Here is an 18133-nt window from a genome sequence, read left to right on the forward strand (position 1 = left end):
GGGAGGGCAAAAGCAGGGGATGGCGCGCCGGTCGTTCTTCCGTGATGCCGTGGCGTTGCGGTGCGTGAGGTGTCCGTAAAGGTAAAAGATTGAGGCGGATAATGAAAGCCGCCCGGCAGGGCTCAGGGCTGGTAGCCGTAGGCGCGCAGGTACGTATCGGTGTTGCGCCAGTCCGCCCGGACCTTGACGTGCAACTGCAGGTAGACGGGCTTGCCCAGGAAAGCTTCGATGTCTTCACGGGCGGCCTGCCCGACGCGCTTCAAGGCCCGCCCCCCCTTACCGATCAGGATGGCCTTCTGCGTGTCGCGCTCCACCACGATCTCGGCGTCGATGAAGTCCTTGCCCTCCGGACGCTCCTGATACGTAACGATGTTCACCTGCGTCGAGTACGGGATCTCGTCGCGGTATTGCTGGAAGATTTTTTCCCGGATGATCTCGGCGATGAAGAAGCGTTCGGGGTGCTCGCTGAGCATGTCGCGCGGGTAGAACGGCGGGCCGACGGGGAGGCGGGCGATGATGGCTTCGAGGAGCCGGTCGAGGTTGGTGCCCTGGAGGGCCGAGATGGGGATGACCTCCTCGAAGGATCGGAGTTCGGTATAGGCCTTCACCAGCGGCAGGGCCTCCTCCTGCCGGATCAGGTCCATCTTGTTGAGTACCAGCAGGGCGGGCCGGTCGCCGAGGTGTTCGAGGCTGAAGGTGTCCGGGCGGTCCCGGGTGGCATCGGCCATGAAGAGCAGCAGGTCGGCGTCCCGGATGGCGCCGGCGACGTCGCGCATCATGGCTTCCTGGAGCCGGTAGCGCGGCTTGATGATGCCGGGGGTATCCAGGAAGATGATCTGGGCGCGCTCGTCGGAGCGAATGCCGAGGATGCGGTGCCGGGTCGTCTGCGGCTTCGGGGTGACGATGGCCAGCTTACGGCCGAGCAGGGCATTCAGGAGGGTGCTCTTGCCCACATTGGGTTTGCCAATGATGGCCACGTACCCGCTGCGGTGGTCGGCCGGCACGTCGTCCAGGTTGATGATCGGAGGGGTTTCGCTCACGGGCAATGACGGTGTCGGGCAGGGAAGTACACGGCGGATGAGACGCCCGGCCGTCGTACTTTGCTCCCGCCGGGCGGCGTTGCGTGCCGGGGCGGGCGTGTTGATGATGCGGGGGGGTGGAGAGAAACATTCGGGGGCCGGTGTCGTGCCCCCGGAGGCACGACGCTCAATAGCCTTTCACGACGCGGCGCATCTCGCGGACGGCCCGGTCGAGGCCGACGAGCACCGCCCGGGCGACGACGGCGAAGCCGATGGAGACCTCCGCTACGTGCGGCACGGTGCGCTTGAACAGGCCGAAGTTGTTGTAGTTGAGGCCGTGTCCGGCGTGGATGCGGAGGCCGAGGGCATGGGCCCGCTCGGCGGCGGCGGCCAGGCGCTCGGCCTCGGCACGCCGGTCCTCGAACGTCGGCGCGTTGGCGTAGTCGCCCGTGTGCAGTTCGATGGCGTTGGCGCCTACCTCCCGGGCCGCCTCGACCTGGTCCGGGTTCGGATCCACGAAGAGGGCGACTTCGGGGATGCCGGCGTCGTAGAGCCGGGGGATCAGCGCCCGGAGGCGGGGCCGTTCGGCCAGCACGTCGAGCCCGCCCTCCGTGGTCACCTCTTCGCGCCGTTCCGGGACCAGCGTGGCCAGGTCCGGCTGCGTGGCGCAGCAGATCTCGACGACCTCGGGATTCGTCGAGAGTTCAAAATCCAGCTTGCCCTGTACCGTTTCCCGGAGCAGGCGCACGTCCCGGTCCGTGATGTGGCGGCGGTCCTCACGCAGGTGGAACACGATGCCGTCGGCGCCGGCGGCTTCGCAGAGGGCCGCGGCATGGACGGGGTCCGGAAACGTCTCACGGCGTGCATTGCGCAGCGTCGCAATGTGGTCGATGTTGATGAGCAGGTCGATCACGGCGATGTATTCCTGATGAAGAGAGCAACGTGCGGCGGGGTGGCTAGTCTAGAACAGAACGACGTGTTCATGCAAGCCCCGGCGGCCGCCCGGGTGGGGGCGCTTGCGGGTGCGGTTGCATTTCGGGGGGGCTTCCTGTATTTTCGCCCGGTGAGGCCGCTCGACCCCTCCGCTTTTCACCGGGCGGCCTCGTGCTGCCTTGATCAACACCATCCTCAACCATAGCCGGAGCAAGACGCACCATGGGCCAGGGTACCCGTATTGCCCTTCAAGTCGTTCTGGGCATCGTCATTCTCGTGCTTGCCTATTTCCTCTACGTCTCCATCACGGAGCCGTACCAAGCGGTCGAGCGGCAAAGAGAACTGACCCGCCTGACCCGGGAACGGATGGACGATGTCCGGCAGGCCCTGGTGTATTACCGGCAGGTGAACGAGCGTTTCCCGAGGACGCTGGACTCGCTCGTCATGTTCTTGAAGACCGACTCGCTGGCCCAGGCACGGACCGACAGCCTCTTCGGCGAACCGGTCAACTTCGACTCGTTGATCTATTCTCCACGCACCGGCAAACCGTTCGAATACGCCCTCAACGACACCTCGCAGGTGATGATCTACCTGCTCAAAGATCCGGATTCGGACGACCAGATCGGCTCGCTCATCCCCGACGTGACGCTGCTGAATGCGGCCAGCTGGGAGTGAGGCCGGCGGCCGGCGCAGGCACCGGGGCCCGACCAACCCAACCGCAACGCGCCACAGGCTATGGATGCGCAGGCACGGGCAGGCATCGACCTCTACGGGCGTGTCATGCGCTATGCGGAGGTAGAGCAGTTCAACGGGCGATACCGGCTGCTCCGGCTCGGCAGCTGTGATTTCGAGTTCGAGGCGGCACGGGAGCTCTTCGAGGAGGAGAACCCCGCGCATCTGGATACGGTGGCCGAGGCCATCGGCGACGTCTTTAGCGGGACCGTGGCGACGGAGCTGCGCCTGGCGGTGCATCCGCCCGTCGGGCAGGTGTTCTTTTCCCCGTGCGAGGCGTCGCTGCCGGAGGCGGCGTGCCGGGCCCGCTTCGAGCGCGAGGCGGCGTTGCTCGGCGGGCAGGAGCCTGCCGCCTTCCACCTGGCCGTCGACGCCGCGCGGGAGCAGGTGCTTGCCGACGAGACGGTGCGCTGGTACCAGGTGTTGATGTTGCCCCGGCGGATTCACACCCGCCTTGAAAAGGTGCTGCGGGTTTTGCCCGCCCCCCGGCGACGATCCGTGACGAGCATGCAGGGTGTGGCACAGGTCGTCAACAGGCTGGCACAGCGGGCGGCGCTCACCCCCGCCGGGCGCCCGTTCGTTCTGGCCGTGGGCTGGTATCCCTCGCACACGGAATACTGCCTCTGCGAGGGCGGGGCGTGGCAGTTCTGCCACCATGCCCCGGCCGGGCCGCCCTCCGACGCCCTCTACTTCGCGCTCGCCCTGCTGGTCCGGCAACGCATCGAGCCGGGGCAGGTCGGCCGGGTCTTTTTCTACGGGGTGGGCCTTGCAGACGGGGCCGGTGACCTCTTCGCGCAGGTCTTTGGCGTGACGCCGGAGAAGCTCAATGCGGTGCCCGTCGTCGACCTCGATCCGGGCAGCCTTTCCGCCAGCTTCGACGTCGAGGCGTACGCGCCGTGCCTGGGTATCACGCTCTGAGCCCGAAACCGGGCCTCGCCCCGCCGGTTGACCCGGTGCATACGCGCCGAACGTGAAGCGAAACCCATCGGCCGCGCCAGGCGGCCCATCGAACATGCGCATCATTGCCGGACGGCTGCGAAGGAGGAGCCTGCGGGCCCCCGCCGGTCATCTCACCCGCCCGACGACGGACCGCACGCGCGAATCTCTTTTCCACCTCGTCGAGAGCCGGCTCGACCTCGAGGGGGCCGACGTGCTCGACCTCTTTGCCGGCACCGGTGCCCTCGGCTTCGAAGCCCTCAGCCGGGGCGGGCGGGCCGTGACGTTCGTCGAACACGACGGGCGGGTGCTCCGGTACACCCGCCAGAACGCCGAAGACCTGGACGTGCTCGAGAGCTGCACCTTCCTCCGGGCCGATGCGGTGACCTATCTCCAGCGGTACGACGGCCCCCCCTTCGACCTGATTCTGGCCGATCCGCCGTATACCCTGCCGGCGATTCCGCGCCTGCCCGGGCTCGCGTTGCCGCATCTGAAGCCCGGAGGGCTCTTCGTGCTCGAACATGACCGCCGCCACCGTTTCACCGACCATCCCGCCCTCGATACGAGCCGGCCCTACGGGCGTACCACCGTCTCGGTGTTCCGGCGTGTGGACGAGGGGGCGGATGCGCCTGCCTGAACCCCATGGCCCTCGCCCTTTATCCCGGCACCTTCGATCCCTTCACCTACGGCCACCTCGACATCCTGGAACGGGCCCTGCGCCTCTTCGACCGGGTGGAGGTGACGGTGGCCGTCAACACGAGCAAGACGCCCCTCTTTACGCTGGAGGAGCGGTGCGAGCTCATCCGGCGTTGCACCGGCCACCTGACCGGCGTCTCGGTGGTACCCTTCGAGGGGCTGCTCATGGAGCACGCCCGCCGCCGGGGCGCCGTCGCCCAGGTGCGCGGCCTGCGACAGGTGAGCGACTTCGACTATGAATACCGCATGCTCTTCGCCAACCGCCGCCTCTTTCCCGAGCTCGAGACCGTCTTCCTGATGCCCTCCGAGGCCCACCTGCACATCCATGCCTCGCTCGTCCGGGAGATCCACCGCTGGGGCGGGGACGTCTCCTCGTTCGTGCCGCCGCCCGTGCTGGAAGCGCTTCAGCGGAAATAGAGCAAAGTTCAAGGACCGGGGTTCCCCCTGTGGGGCCGGCCCGTTAACTTGTGATGCGGGAGGACGGCCGCCCCGTCCCGTTCGTCGATCCCCGCCGTACCTCGATCCGAAGCCGATATGTCCGTTTCCGTATTGCAGTTCAACCCGAACGTGGCCGCGATGCAGCCGTCGGCCACGCTGGCGATGACGGCGCGTGCCAAAGAGCGGCGACGTGCCGGGCATCCGGTCGTCAGCCTGAGTGCCGGCGAGCCCGACTTCGACACGCCGGCACCCATCCGCGAGGCCGCCATCGAGGCCATCCGGGAAGGGTTTACCCACTACACGATGAACGCCGGTATGCCCGAGCTGCGCGAGGCGATCTGCGAGAAGCTCCGCCGCGATAACGGGCTCGACTACACGCCGGAACAGATCCTTTGCTCCAACGGTGCCAAACAGTCCGTCGCGCTGGCGATCCTGGTGCTCTGCCGTCCGGGAGACGAGGTGCTGATCCCGGCGCCGTACTGGGTGAGCTACCCCGAGATGGTGCGCCTGGCCGGTGCCGAGCCGGTCGTCGTCCCGACCTCGGTCGAGCACGACTATCGCCTGACGCCCGAAGCCCTCGAAGCCGCCCTCACGGAGCGGACGCGCCTGCTGATCCTGAACTCGCCGTCGAACCCGACCGGCTCGGTCTATACCCCGGCCGAGCTGGAAGCCCTGGCCGACGTGCTTCGCCGCCACGAGCAGGTCTTCGTGCTCTCCGATGAGATTTACGAATACATCCTCTACGACGCCGCCCACGTGGCCTTCGCTTCGCTGCCGGGCATGAAGGAACGGACCATCACGGTCAACGGGTTCTCGAAGGGATATGCCATGACGGGATGGCGCCTGGGCTACCTGGCCGCCGAAGCCCCCATCGTGAAGGCGGCCGGCAAGGTGCAGGGGCAACTCACCTCCGCGCCGTGCAGCATCACCCAGAAAGCCGGCATCGCCGCCCTGGCGATGGGCATGGAGCCGATCCGCGACATGGTCGCCGCCTTCCGCCACCGGCGCGACTACGTCCTCGAACGCCTGCAGGCCCTCGACGGGGTCGTGTGCCCCCGGCCCGAAGGGGCCTTCTATGTGTTTCCGGACGTCTCGGCCTACTACGGGCGGACGGCCCCGGACGGCCGCGTCGTTGCCGGCAGCGAGGACCTGTGCTTCTACCTGCTCGAAGCCCACGACGTGGCCCTTGTGCCCGGCCATGCCTTCGGCGCCCCGGACGGCGTCCGGCTCTCCTATGCCGCCTCCATGGACGACCTGTCCACGGCGCTCGATCGCATCGAGGCCGGTCTGGCGGCGCTGCGGTAGGCCGCCGCGGGCAAAAAAAGCGTGGGGCGGGTTAGATGCGGGGGGCGCAAGGTGTTTTGGTAGCAGCGGCCCCGGTCACGGGAGGGGCCGCCCGCTGCGATCACCAGCCGCCACGTTGCCGTATGTCGTCCTCCGATGCGCTTGCACCGATCCGGCCGGCCGGGGAGCCGGAGATCCGCTATCGCGTCCCGATCAACCAGTGGGACGAGTCCGACCGCCCGCGGGAGAAGCTGATGCGGCGCGGGCCGTCCGCGCTGACCGACGCCGAACTCATTGCGTTGATCTTTGGTACGGGCACGCGCACGAAAGAAGGGCCGATCTCGGCCGTGCAGCTCGGCCGGGCGCTGTTGCAGGCCTACCGCTCCCTGCACAACCTTTCCCGGCGCGAGCTGAAGGAGCTGATGCGGGTTGCCGGGGTAGGGCCGGCCAAGGCGGTGCAGCTCGTGGCGGCCTTCGAGATCGGGCGGCGCGTCGAGTCGCAGCGGAGCGGCGAGCGGGTGCAGGTGCGCACCCCGGCCGATGTGGCGGCCGTCTACGGGCCGCTCATGCGCGACCTCAGGCGGGAAGTCTTCAAGGTAGTGCTGCTGAACACCGCCAACGTCATCATCGGGGACGAGACGGTGAGCGAGGGCGGGCTGGCCGCCAGCATCGTGGAGCCACGCGGGGTTTTCCGCCGGGCCATCCTCGAGAATGCGGCCGCCATCATCTGCCTGCACAACCACCCGTCGGGCAACCCCGAGCCAAGCCGCGAAGACCTCCGCGTCACACGGCAACTCGTCGAGGCCGGCAAGCTCATGGGTATCCCGGTGCACGACCACCTGATCATCGCCGGCACACAGTACACCTCGCTCGCCGAACGCGGGCTGATTTGAGCCCGGATCCGGGGCACAATCCCCCCGAATCTTCGAGAATTTCAACCGCTGCGCGTTGCGCTCCGAAGGCGAACGTGCTAGCATGCTTCGCCCCGCATGCGTGGGGGGCACGCCACCCTGGAATTCACCACAGCCCGACATGACCGACCTTTTCGATAAGATCGTCTCGCTGAGCAAGCGGCGCGGCTTCATTTTTCAGTCGTCCGAGATCTACGGGGGCCTGGCCGCCACGTACGACTACGGACCGCTGGGCGTCGAACTCAAACGCAACGTGCAACAGCGCTGGTGGAACGCCATGGTCTACCGGCACGACAACATCGTGGGGCTCGACGCGGCCATCCTCATGCATCCGACCGTCTGGAAGGCTTCCGGCCACGTCGACGCCTTCAACGACCCGCTCATCGACGACCGGCAGTCGAAGATGCGCTACCGGGCCGACCAGCTCATCGAACAGCACATCGAAAAGCTGCGCCGCGCCGGGCAGGAGGCCCGCGCCGAAGCCGTGCACCGGCGGCTGGTCGAAGCGCTGCACCTGGAGGATCAGGCGATGTGCCGGGCCCTCTACGAACTCATCATGGAGGAGGAGATCCGGGCCCCCGACTCCGGCGCCTTCGACTGGACCGAGGTCCGCCAGTTCAACCTGATGTTCACGACGCACGTCGGCCCGGTGGCCGATGCCGAGAGCAAGATCTACCTGCGCCCGGAGACGGCCCAGGGCATCTTCGTCAACTTTCACAACGTGCGCGAGACGGCCCGCCAGCAGATCCCCTTCGGGATTGCGCAGATCGGCAAGGCGTTCCGCAACGAGATCGTGGCCCGGCAGTTCATCTTTCGCATGCGCGAGTTCGAGCAGATGGAGATGCAGTACTTCGTCCGGCCGGGGACGCAGATGGAAGCCTACGAGGCCTGGCGCGAAAAGCGCATGCAATGGCACCTCGACAACGGCATCCGCCCGCAGAAGCTGCGCTGGCACGCGCACGAGAAACTGGCCCACTACGCCGATGCCGCCCACGACATCCAGTACGAGTTCCCCATCGGCTGGCAGGAGGTCGAAGGCATCCATTCCCGGACCGACTACGACCTGCGCAACCACCAGCAATACTCCGGGAAGAAGATGGAATACTTCGACCCGCAGACGCAGGAGCGTTACATCCCTTACGTCGTCGAAACTTCGGCCGGGCTCGACCGCACCGTGTTGATGTTGCTGTGCGAGGCCTACCGGGAGGAAGAAGTCGGCGAAGAGACCCGCACCGTGCTGTGCTTCCATCCGGCCATCGCCCCGGTCAAGGTGGCCGTCTTCCCGCTGGTCAAAAAGGACGGGATGCCCGAAGTGGCCCGCGCCATCGCAGACGACCTGCAACCCCACTTCAACACGTTTTATGACGAAAAAGGGGCCATCGGGCGACGCTACCGGCGCATGGACGAGATCGGCACCCCCTTCTGCATCACCGTCGACGGCGACACACTCGAAGACGGCACCGTCACGGTCCGGGAGCGGGATTCCATGGCCCAGGTGCGCATTCCCCGTGACAACGTCGTCGCCTACGTGGCCGACCGGATGCGTTCCTGGACGCCGGCCGGCTGACGTCCCGGCACGGGCGCCCGCCGGAAGTCTATGCCGGGCAGGACGTTAAAAAAAATCGTGATAACTGGACATTGGATGAAAAACGTCCGAGATTAGGGCTGCCCGGCGTATGCGCGCTTGCGGCCAGGCCGGGTTGCACGTGCTTGCCGATGTGACGCCCTCCCCACCCACCGGGCGACATCGTGTGGTGCGAGAAGCCGTAGTGTGTCGGAGCCCTTATCCCTGGACGACATGGTAGGCCGGACGGGAACACGTAGGTCGATGGTGGATCCGTCGGAGGCTGCGCCTGCCTGGGAGATTTTTCTGGGACGCCTGGCCCGCATCGCGGCCCGTGCCTGCCGGTGTCCCGTGTCCGTGGTCACGCTGGTGGATGCGTCGGGGCGTCATCAGCTGGCGGCCTGCGCGGGTGTCGAGCCCGGACCGGAGGGCTTCCCGATGACGTTTGCCGGGCAGGTGCTGGCCGGGGGGCAGCTGCTTGCCCGTCAGATGGACGGGGACGTTTCCCTGTCGCTGGCGGGGCAGCCGGAAGCAACCCCGGTACGCTTTGCGGCCGGCCTGCCCATTCGGGATCGCCATGACCGGCCGGTCGGCACGCTCTGTCTTTTCGACACCCGGCCGCGTACCCTGAGCGGAGAGGAGCGTTTCAGCCTGCACGACCTGGCCCATCTGCTGGCCGAACGCCTGGAAGAGCGGCAGGGCCTGTTGAAGGCGGAGGCGGAAACGGCGGTGCTCCGGGCTTTCTATGAGGACGTGCTCAACGAACTCCCCGTCGAGGTGGAGGTGTTCGATCCGGCCGGGCGCTACGTGTGGGCCAACCGGGCCGTCGCGCCGGAGGAGCGGCTCGCCCGCATGATCGGCAAGACGCCGCTCGAATACGGCCGGGCCTTCGGGCTCGACGATGCCCTCTACCGCCAGCGCCACGAGTGGATCATGCAGGTGGTGGAGACGGGCGAGATGGGGTCCGTGGATGAGACGGTGCTCATGCCCGACGGGACGGTGCGGCACATGCTGCACGTGGCCACCCCGGTGCGGGATGCGCAGGGCCATGTGCACGCCGTCATCGGCTACCGCATCGACCAGTCCGAGGCGAGGCGATACCAGCAAGAGTTGATCGCGGCCAAAGAGCAGGCCGAAGCCCTCAGCCGGCTCAAGTCGGCCCTCCTGGCGAACATGAACCACGAGGTACGCACGCCGCTGACGTCGATCATCGGCTTCGCCGACATTCTGCAGCAGCGCACCAGCGGCGAAAACCGGGAATTCGCCGAACTCATCCGGAAGAACGGCCGGCGGCTGATGGATACGCTCAATGCCGTGCTGGACATGGCCCAGCTCGAGAGCGGCACCATGAAGCTGCGACCTTCCTTCTTCGAACTCAATGCGTTCTTGCTGGAGGTGGCCGCCGGATACCGGCAAGACGTCGAGCGGCAGGGCCTCTGGTTCCGCCTCGAACTGCCCGATATCCCGGTGCATCTCTTTCAGGATTATATGGCCCTGCAACGGGCGCTGTCGCATCTGCTGGCCAATGCCGCCAAGTTCACCAGCCAGGGCGGTGTGACGCTCCGGAGCCGGGCCGAAACCGGCCATGTCTGCATCGAGATCGAGGATACGGGGATCGGCATGCAACCGGCCTTCCTGGAGCAGGTCTTTGAAGCCTTCAGGCAGGAGTCGGACGGCATCGGGCGCCACTTCGACGGCATGGGACTGGGCCTGACGATCACCCGAAGCCTGCTGGCGCTGATGGGGGGGACGATCGCCGTGGAAAGTGAGAAGGGCACCGGCAGCTGCTTCCGGATACACCTGCCCTACCAGATGCCGGGTCAGTGGGTGCAACTGGACCGGCTCGAGGTGGTCTCCGCGCCGCACGGGGACGGCGCCGTACCGGTACGTGAACGCCTGCACGAGGATCAGGCAGGACGTTGAGGAGCTGACGCCGGTGCGGCCATGGCCCGGCGCAACCGCGTGAAGTAGGCCGGCGCGTGCCGGAGGCGGCTCCCGTACCACGAGAAGAACTCGCCATCGACCAAGTGGAGGGGAAGGTCGGGCAGCACGGCCCGTAGCGCGTCCCGGTGCTTCTCCCGGAACGGGTAGGGCTCGCTCGAAAGCAGGATCACGTCCGGCGCGGCCGCCGCCATCTCGGCCTCGGTGACGACCGGATAGCGCGTGTGGCCGGCAAAGACGTTGACGAACCCGGCCCGGGCCATCATGTCGTGGATGAACGTGTCGCCTCCGACGGTCATGTAGGGGTTCCGCCAGATGAGGTAGACGGCCCGGCAGGGGGGGAAGGGGGGAAGCGCGGCAAAAGCCGAGGCGATGCGGCCGGCGAGGCGTTCGGCCCGTTCGGCCCGGCCCGTCAGCCGGCCCACGGTGCGGATCATCGCCAGGGCGCCGGGAAGGTCGCATACGTCCGTCACGAAGACGGGCGCGAACGTTTCGATGGCCTCGACGTCGGCGCGGGTGTTCTCCTCCCGGTTGGCCAGCACGAGGTCGGGTTGCAGCGCGCGTACCCGGTCGATGCGGACCTGCTTCGTGCCGCCGACGATCGTTTTCCGGCTTTTCCATGCGGCGGGGTGCACGCAGAAGCGTGTCACGCCCACGACGGCCGCGTCGAGGCCGAGTTCGGCCAGGAGTTCGGTCTGGCTGGGGACGAGCGAGACGATGCGGCGCGGTGGGGTTTCGAGGCGGAGGGTATGGCCGCGTGCGTCGGTGCAGTCGATCATGGGGTCGGGAGGCGGGGCGGGTGTTTCCTCATGAAGACGGCTTCAGGGGGGCGGTTTCCCGATCGGCCAGGGCCGTGAGCAAGCGTTCGTGCAGGTTGTCGAAGCTGCCGTTGCTCATGATCAGCACCACAGTGGGGCCGGTACGGGCCGCGCCGGCCTGCAACTGGTCGAGCAGCGGCGGCAGGAGGGCGCCGGCGTTCGGGAACGCACCGGCCGGCACACCGCGCCGTTGCAGGCCGGCCACGAGCACGTCCATGTCCATGAAATCCTCCGGCCGGTCGTTGTGACGGAAGGGCGGGGTGCTGAAGAACACGGCGTCGGCGTCGTCGAAAGCTTCCGTATACCCCTGTTCGAAGACCTTGCGGCGGCTGGAGTTGGAGCGGGGCTCGAAGACGGCCACCAGGCGGCGGGCGGGCCATCGCTCGCGGGCGGCACGGATCGTCTCGCGAACCGCCGTGGGGTGGTGCGCGAAGTCGTCGACGACGAGGACGCCGGCCGCCTCGCCGCGCACCTCCAGCCGGCGTTTGATGCCCCGAAACGAGGCCATGCCGGCCGCGATCCGGTCCGGGGACAGCCCCTCGTCGAGGGCGAGGGTGCACACGGCCAGGGCGTTGAGCAGGTTGTGCCGGCCGCTCAGGGGAAGGAAGAGCTCGCCGGCCGCCGTGGCGTCCACGACGAGCGTGAAGTGCTGACCGGCTTCGGTGCGGCGTACGTCGCGGGCCGTCACGTCGGCGCCGGGGGCAAGGCCGTAGCGCCGGACGCGGGCCGGCGTGTGGTCTGCCAGGGCCGTCACCTCGGGGTCGTCGTTGCAGAGCGCCAGCAGCCCGTGTGGCGGCACCAGGGCCACGAAGGCACGGAAGGCGTCCCGGTAGTCCTCCCACGAGGCATAGATGTCGGCATGGTCGAACTCCATCGACGTGACGACGGCGCTCGTGGGGCGGTAGTGCATGAACTTGGGGCGCTTGTCGAAGTAGGCGCTGTCGTACTCGTCCCCTTCGACGACGAAGTAAGGCCCGCTCCCGACGGCGTAGCTGTCGTTGCCGTTGCGCATGATCCCGCCGACGAGGAAACCGGGATCGAGGCCCGCCGTGCGCAGCACGTGCACGAGCAGGCTGGTGGTGGTGGTCTTGCCGTGCGTGCCGGCGACGACCAGCGAGCGGCGATCCCGGATGAAGAAGTGCGCCAGCGCTTCCGGCAGCGACTGCTGCACGAGGCCGTGCTCGCGGGCATACGTCGCCTCCACGTGTTGCGGCGTGCAGGCGTTGCCGACGACCACGAGGTCCGGTGCCGGGTCCAGGTGGGCCGCGTCGTAGCCGTGGTGGACGGGGATGCCGAGTTCGGCCAGGCGGGTGCTCATGGGCGGGTAGACGCCCGCGTCGGCCCCTCGCACCCGGTAGCCGGCCTGCTGAAACAGCCCGGCAAGCGATCCCATCCCGGTGCCGCAGATGCCGATGAGGTAGACGTCTTCGATCGCATCGGGCGCCGGCACGGGCGGGCGCTCAAAGATCCGGAGGTGGGCGTCGGGCAGGTCGGCGATGTTTTTCATGAGTTTTCCTGTTCCGTACGGCTTTGCGGTGTCCCCGTCAGCCGGCGGGAATCCTGGTTCCCTTCAGCGGGCACCTCGAAATCCCGGGGGACGAGGCCCAGCCGCTGCGCACGCCGGATCCATTGCTGGCGTGCAAGGGCCTGCATGTCCTCCACAGAGTCGACCTCATCGACGATCTCCAGTCCCAGCAGCGTCTCGACGATGTCTTCCATGGTAACGATCCCTTCCGTACCGCCATATTCATCGACGACGAGCGCGATGTGCTCGGTCTCCTCGAGGAGGCGCTTGAAGAGATGCGGCAGTTGCATCGAGTCGGGCACGATCTGAATCTCGCGTTTGATCTCGCGGAGCGGCAGGTGTTCCTGCCCTTGCGCGGCTTTCAGCAGAAGGTCGTCTTTGAGGACGTAGCCGGTGATGTCGTCCTTGTTGCTTCGGTAGACGGGCAGGCGTGAGAAGCGGAGCGTCGGATGCTCGTTCAGCACCTCGGCTACCGGCCTGGTCTCGGGCAGCGCGAAGAGCACGATGCGCGGCGTCATGACGTCGCGGGCGCGCAGCGAGCGGAAGCGGAAGAGGTTTTTGAGGATACGGGACTCCTCCTCTTCGAAGACGCCTCTTTCGGTGCCGAGCTCGGCGAGGGCCGTGATCTCTTCGCGACTGATCCCGGGGTGCCGCTCGCCATGCGAGAGCAGCCGCGTGATGCCCTGCGACAGCTTCACCAGAGGCCACATCAGCCAGATGGTCGGCACGAGGACGCGCACGAGCACCGGGGCGAGGGCGCGCCAGTAAAGGGCGCCCAGGGTTTTGGGGATGATCTCGGAAAAGACCAGGATCAGCAGGGTGAGCACGGCGGAGAAGATCCCCAGGGGCACGCTTTCCCAGACCAGGGCGGCCTGGGCGCCTGCCCCGGCGGCGCCTACCGTGTGGGCTATCGTGTTAAGGCTCAGGATGGCTGCCAGCGGCCGGTCGATGTCTTCTTTGAGCCGGCGCAGGTGGGAGGCGACAGGGACGCCTCGTCGCTCCAGCATCGCTACATACGACGGCGTCACGCTCAGCAACACCGCTTCCATGATCGAACACAGAAACGAGACGCCGAGTGCCAGCAGTACGTAGAAGATGAGAAGCGTCATGGAAGCGTCGGACCGGGGGGCCGTTTCCGGTGGTTGAAGCGTGGAAGGAAACGCGAAGCGAAGCATTCCCGGCAGGAAGACCGGTTTTCTTCGTCCGCTACCCGACATGAATGCGCCGCCTCCGTCCCGGTTTCGCCGGTGCGAAGGCGGCGCCGATCTCCGGGGGTGAAGCCGCGGGTCCGTGCCGGGTTTCCGTCCCGGTGCAAAAGAGAACCGCAGGCCCGGGGAGGGCCTGCGGTTCGAGGTGCCGGCGCCGGAGGGGGGTCAGGGTGTTTCGGCCGGCCGGGGAACGGGCCGGTCGCTGCCGTTCCCCGACAGTTCGGATACCGGCAGCGGCGCTTTGCCGTCGACCGGCTGCCCGGCTTCGGGCGTCTCCGGTCGATGCCCGAAGAGGGTGCCCAGGCGTATTTCCAGCGAGTCGAAGACCGAATACATCACGGGGACGATCACGAGGGTCAGGAACGTGGCGAAGGTCAGCCCGCTGATGATGGCCGTGCCCATCGGTCCCCAGAACTGGGTGTTTTCCGAGCCGAGCTGGAAGTCGGGGTCGAGGTCGGTCAGCAGCCCCACGAAGTCGACGTTGATGCCGAAGGTGAGGGGGACCAGCCCGATGATCGTGGTCAGCGCCGTCAGCAGCACCGGGCGCAGGCGCGTGGCGCCGGCCTCGATGATGGCGTCGTGCTTGGAGAGGCCCCGGTCACGCAGCTGCATCGTGTAGTCCACGAGCACGATGCTGTTGTTGACCACGATGCCGGCCAGCGAGATCACCCCGATGAAGGTCATCAGGCCGAAGGGGGTGCGCGTCAGGATCAGCCCGAGCATGACGCCGATGAGGCTCAGGCCCGTGGCCACCATGATGATGAAGGGAGAGCTGACGTGGTTGAACTGGGCCACCATGATCAGGAAGATCAGCGCGCCGCCGATCATGAGCACCACGGTCAGGAAGCCGAAGCTCTCCTGCTGTTCCTCGTTCTCGCCGGTGTAGGCGAGTTCGTAGCCGGGCGGCAGGTTCTGCTCGTAGTCGGCCAGGTAGGCCTGGACTTGCTGCAGGATGGCCTGCCCGTTGTAGCCGGGGGCCGCGTTGCCGGAGACGGTGGCCACGCGCGCGAGGTCGAGCCGGGTGATCGAGCCGAGGCCGCCGGTCATCTCCAGGTCGGCTACGGCCACGAGCGGGATCTGCTGGCCTTCGTGGAGGATCGTCAGGTTGCGCAGGCTCTCCAGGCTGGCCCGGTCGGCCTCACGGAGGCGCACCGTGATGTCGTACTCGTCCTCCCCTGTGCGGTACTTGCTGGCCTCGATGCCGTTGATGGCCGCCCGCACCGTCGAGGCGATCTGCGAGGTGTTCAGGCCGAAGCGGGCGGCCCGCTCCCGGTCGATGACCACCTTCATCTCCGGCCGGCCCGTGTTCAGGTTGTCCGTCACGTCGACCAGGCCGGGGATGCGGCCCGTCTCCGACGCTTCCACGAGCATCCGGCGGATCTCCTTCGTGATGCGCACGATCTGGTCGAAGTCGTCCCCGGAGATCTCGATGTTGACGGGGGCGCCGGTGGGCGGGCCGGCATCGTCCTGGTCGAACTCGATCGTGACGCCGGGGATACCCTGGAGCTGGGCCCGGAGCTTGGCGAGCGTGTTCTGGCTGGATTCCGCCCGGTCCTTGTAATCGACGATGTTGAGCGTCATGCGGGAGCGCTCGGGGCTGGCCGCGCCACCGCCGAACATGGCGTCGCCGCCCACGCCCACGTTCACGAGCAGGTTCTTGATGTTCGCCTTGACCTCCGGGTTCTCGTCGAGGAGCCGGTTGATGCGGTCTTCCAGGGTGAGGGCCACCCGGTTCGAGGCCTCGAGGTTCATGCCGAGCGGGCCTTCGGCCGTGATCATGACCTGGCGCGGATCCGTCGTCGGGAAGAACTCGACCCCCGTGGGAGCCAGGGCATACATGATGACGATGGCGAAAAGCCCGCCCAGGGTGCCGTTGAGCAGGCGCGCGCGGTTGTCCGTCAGGATCAGGTAGCGACGGCCCTTCCGGTTGAAGAGCATCCCGAGCAGCCCCACGCCGACGATCACCAGCGGGAGGATGAGCAGCTCGGCGATGGTCGTGAGGGCGACCTCGCGCGGGCTCAGGTACATCAGGCTCAGGATGACGAGCACCACGGCGCCGAAGATCAGGCCGGCCTTGACGCTGCTCTTGCCGCCGAGGAAGAGGCTCTCGAGCGTGTGGACGAAGATACCCAGGAGGCCGAGCACGAGCAGCAAGCCGCCCGGCGCCAGGAGGATCAGCCCCGCCATCGAGCCGGCGGCCGAGGCGACGAGCCCGCCCAGGGCCAGCAGCACTACGCCCAGCGTGAGGCTGCCCAGGGCGAACGTGTTACGCAGCAACGCCCGGCGCGGCGTGTAGTCCCGCTGGAGCATCCAGTCCAGGAAGCGACGGTAACGGGCCACCAGAGCCGGCAGGCCCGAGCGCACGAACCGGTCTGCGATGGGCTTGAAGGCCCGCGTGTGCAGCAGGTAGAGCACCGGGATGGCGACCGAGAGCACCAGCAGCGTCCGCCAGTTGGCAAAGCCGAGCACCATCGCCAGCAGCACCATCACCACGGCGGCGACGAACTTCGTCGTGCGGGGCAACGGGGCACGCTCCTCGTCCTCCAGCTTCACGAAGATGCCGGTGATAACCGGGTTGATGACGATCGCGACGAAGAGCGAGCACGAGAGCGTCACGATGAGCGTCAGCGGCATGTAGGACATGAACTCGCCGATGATGCCGGGCCAGAAAAGCATCGGCACGAAGACGGCGACCGTGGTGGCCGTCGAGGCGACGACGGCTCCGCCCACCTCGGCCGTGGCCAGGCGGGCCGCCTCGAACCGCGTGTGGCCTTCCTCCCGGTACCGGTAGATGTTCTCCACGATCACGATCGCGTTGTCGACGAGCATGCCGAGCGCGATGATCAGGCTGAACAGGATGACGAAGTTGAGCGTGTAGCCGAGCGCCTGCAGCACGATGAACGAGATGAACATCGAGAGCGGGATGGCGATGCCCACCAGCGTGGCGTTGCGCACGCCCAGGAAGAACAGCAGCACGGAGATCACGAAGATCAGCCCGCTGATGATGTTGTTCTCCAGGTCCTTGATCAGGTCGCGCACGAACTCGCTCTGATCCCCCGTGATGACGATCTGCGTGCCGCTGGGGAAGGGGAACGTGTCCAGTTTCTGCTGCACGGCCTCGACCGTCTCGAGGATGTTCTCCCCCGAGCGCTTCTTGACGTTCAGGCTGATGACCTGCACGGCGCCCGTCTTCTCGTCAGGGAGCCGGATCAGGTGCCCGTCCTCGTTCTCGCGCTGGAGTTCGCGCAGGCGGGCGTAACTCTCACGTTCCTTGAATCCGAAGACGACCTCGGCCACGTCGCGTACGTAGACCGGCGTGCCGCCCGGGGCGTCGAGGACCAGGTTCTCGATCTCGGCAGGATCGCTGAACTCGCCGTCGACGCGCACCAGGTAGTTGAGGCGGTCCACGTCCACCGAGCCGCCGGGCAGGTTGGTGTTCTCGTTGCGGATCGTCTCGACGAGGTCGTTGAAGGTCAGGTTGTAGCCCTGGAGGGCCTTGAGGTCCACGTTGACCTGTACCTCGCGCTCGAGCCCGCCGATGAGGTCCACCTCGAGCACACTGGGGATGCTCTCCAGCTCGTCCTGCAGATCCTCGGCCACCTCCTTGAGACGGGCCAGCGAATAGGTGGCGCCCAGGTTGATCGTCAGGATGGGAAACTCCTCGAAGTTGATCTCGCTGACGATCGGCTCTTCCGCATCGGTGGGCAGTTCCGGCTTGGCGATGTCCACCTTGTCCCGCACCTTCTGAAAGGCATCGTCCATCGAGACGTCCGGGTCGAACTCGACGATGATGGTCGAGACGCCCTCGGTGGAGGTGGAGCGGATCTCCTGGATGCCATTGATGCTCTGAAGCTCCTGTTCGATCTTCTGGGTGATGAGCGACTCGATGTCGCTCGGGCTCGCACCCGGGTAGAGCGTGGTGACGACGATGTTCGGGACCTCGATCGAAGGCTGGGCTTCTTTGGGGATCGTCAGGTAGCTGTAGAGCCCGCCGATGATCAGGATCACCGTCAGCACCATGACGGCGGTGCGGTATTTGATCGCGGTGTCGGTGATTTTCATAAAATTACGTTTCAGGTTAAGAGGCACGGAGACCGCCGTTTCGGCCGTGTAACACGGCCCCAGGCG

The 18133-nt window shown here is 66.9% G+C and carries 14 protein-coding genes; 8 read left to right on the forward strand and 6 right to left on the reverse strand.

The window, feature by feature from the left end; all coding sequences use genetic code 11:
- Nucleotides 1-122: 122 nt before the first annotated feature.
- Nucleotides 123-1040 (reverse strand): GTPase Era, encoded by a 918-nt coding sequence (gene era / locus GQ464_RS14195; protein ID WP_228350315.1) that lies wholly within the window; start codon nt 1038-1040, stop codon nt 123-125.
- A 166-nt stretch (nt 1041-1206) separates the two neighbouring features.
- A complete protein-coding gene (locus GQ464_RS14200; protein ID WP_166974216.1) occupies nt 1207-1932 on the reverse strand; it encodes a pyridoxine 5'-phosphate synthase in 726 nt (241 codons plus the stop codon).
- A gap of 242 nt (nt 1933-2174) precedes the next feature.
- Between GQ464_RS14200 and GQ464_RS14205 the strand changes: the two genes are divergently transcribed.
- From GQ464_RS14205 to GQ464_RS14240, 8 genes are all read left to right on the forward strand, one after another.
- Entirely contained in the window at nt 2175-2627 is a 453-nt protein-coding gene (locus GQ464_RS14205) for a hypothetical protein (protein WP_166974213.1), read from the forward strand.
- A 60-nt stretch (nt 2628-2687) separates the two neighbouring features.
- A complete protein-coding gene (locus GQ464_RS14210; protein WP_166974210.1) occupies nt 2688-3602 on the forward strand; it encodes a hypothetical protein in 915 nt (304 codons plus the stop codon).
- Nucleotides 3603-3696: 94 nt separating this feature from the next.
- Complete coding sequence (locus GQ464_RS14215) at nt 3697-4257, forward strand: RsmD family RNA methyltransferase (protein ID WP_166974207.1); 561 nt, start codon at nt 3697-3699, stop codon at nt 4255-4257.
- Between the two features lie 5 nt (nt 4258-4262).
- Nucleotides 4263-4733 carry a pantetheine-phosphate adenylyltransferase gene (coaD, locus tag GQ464_RS14220; RefSeq protein ID WP_166974204.1) on the forward strand — a complete coding sequence of 157 codons (471 nt, stop codon included), beginning with the start codon at nt 4263-4265 and terminating at the stop codon, nt 4731-4733.
- A gap of 117 nt (nt 4734-4850) precedes the next feature.
- Entirely contained in the window at nt 4851-6059 is a 1209-nt protein-coding gene (locus tag GQ464_RS14225; RefSeq protein ID WP_166974201.1) for a pyridoxal phosphate-dependent aminotransferase, read from the forward strand.
- 122 nt (nt 6060-6181) lie between these two features.
- Nucleotides 6182-6931: a RadC family protein gene (radC, locus tag GQ464_RS14230; protein ID WP_166974198.1), complete on the forward strand. Its 750-nt coding sequence runs from the start codon at nt 6182-6184 to the stop codon at nt 6929-6931.
- Nucleotides 6932-7070: 139 nt separating this feature from the next.
- Nucleotides 7071-8516, forward strand: coding sequence for a glycine--tRNA ligase (locus tag GQ464_RS14235; protein ID WP_166974195.1), 1446 nt, complete (start codon nt 7071-7073; stop codon nt 8514-8516).
- A 261-nt stretch (nt 8517-8777) separates the two neighbouring features.
- Nucleotides 8778-10436 (forward strand): sensor histidine kinase, encoded by a 1659-nt coding sequence (locus GQ464_RS14240; RefSeq protein ID WP_166974192.1) that lies wholly within the window; start codon nt 8778-8780, stop codon nt 10434-10436.
- Here the strand turns inward: GQ464_RS14240 and GQ464_RS14245 are convergent.
- The 4 genes from GQ464_RS14245 to GQ464_RS14260 all read right to left on the reverse strand — a co-directional run bounded on the left by GQ464_RS14245 (nt 10421) and on the right by GQ464_RS14260 (nt 18067).
- The gene (locus tag GQ464_RS14245) at nt 10421-11233 is read right to left on the reverse strand and encodes a helical backbone metal receptor (RefSeq protein ID WP_166974189.1); all 813 of its coding nucleotides are present in this window, start codon (nt 11231-11233) and stop codon (nt 10421-10423) included. The two genes, GQ464_RS14240 and GQ464_RS14245, sit on opposite strands and share 16 nt — an antisense overlap.
- A gap of 28 nt (nt 11234-11261) precedes the next feature.
- A complete protein-coding gene (locus tag GQ464_RS14250) occupies nt 11262-12779 on the reverse strand; it encodes a UDP-N-acetylmuramate--L-alanine ligase (protein ID WP_166974186.1) in 1518 nt (505 codons plus the stop codon).
- A complete protein-coding gene (locus tag GQ464_RS14255; RefSeq protein ID WP_166974183.1) occupies nt 12776-13906 on the reverse strand; it encodes a hemolysin family protein in 1131 nt (376 codons plus the stop codon). The genes GQ464_RS14250 and GQ464_RS14255 overlap by 4 nt, the downstream gene beginning before the upstream one ends.
- Nucleotides 13907-14170: 264 nt before the next feature.
- Complete coding sequence (locus GQ464_RS14260; protein ID WP_166974180.1) at nt 14171-18067, reverse strand: efflux RND transporter permease subunit; 3897 nt, start codon at nt 18065-18067, stop codon at nt 14171-14173.
- Nucleotides 18068-18133 lie beyond the last annotated feature (66 nt).

The sequence above is a fragment of the Rhodocaloribacter litoris genome (genome assembly GCF_011682235.2).
Taxonomy (GTDB): domain Bacteria; phylum Bacteroidota; class Rhodothermia; order Rhodothermales; family ISCAR-4553; genus Rhodocaloribacter; species Rhodocaloribacter litoris.

Bases quoted from the DNA above. Each gene is read 5' to 3' on its own strand.
- GQ464_RS14205 (WP_166974213.1), top strand. From the start codon at position 2,175: ATGGGCCAGGGTACCCGTATTGCCCTTCAAGTCGTTCTGGGCATCGTC.
- GQ464_RS14210 (WP_166974210.1), top strand. From the start codon at position 2,688: ATGGATGCGCAGGCACGGGCAGGCATCGACCTCTACGGGCGTGTCATG.
- GQ464_RS14215 (WP_166974207.1), top strand. From the start codon at position 3,697: ATGCGCATCATTGCCGGACGGCTGCGAAGGAGGAGCCTGCGGGCCCCC.
- coaD (WP_166974204.1), top strand. From the start codon at position 4,263: ATGGCCCTCGCCCTTTATCCCGGCACCTTCGATCCCTTCACCTACGGC.
- GQ464_RS14225 (WP_166974201.1), top strand. From the start codon at position 4,851: ATGTCCGTTTCCGTATTGCAGTTCAACCCGAACGTGGCCGCGATGCAG.
- radC (WP_166974198.1), top strand. From the start codon at position 6,182: ATGTCGTCCTCCGATGCGCTTGCACCGATCCGGCCGGCCGGGGAGCCG.
- GQ464_RS14235 (WP_166974195.1), top strand. From the start codon at position 7,071: ATGACCGACCTTTTCGATAAGATCGTCTCGCTGAGCAAGCGGCGCGGC.
- GQ464_RS14240 (WP_166974192.1), top strand. From the start codon at position 8,778: ATGGTGGATCCGTCGGAGGCTGCGCCTGCCTGGGAGATTTTTCTGGGA.
- GQ464_RS14245 (WP_166974189.1), bottom strand. From the start codon at position 11,233: ATGATCGACTGCACCGACGCACGCGGCCATACCCTCCGCCTCGAAACC.
- GQ464_RS14250 (WP_166974186.1), bottom strand. From the start codon at position 12,779: ATGAAAAACATCGCCGACCTGCCCGACGCCCACCTCCGGATCTTTGAG.
- GQ464_RS14255 (WP_166974183.1), bottom strand. From the start codon at position 13,906: ATGACGCTTCTCATCTTCTACGTACTGCTGGCACTCGGCGTCTCGTTT.
- GQ464_RS14260 (WP_166974180.1), bottom strand. From the start codon at position 18,067: ATGAAAATCACCGACACCGCGATCAAATACCGCACCGCCGTCATGGTG.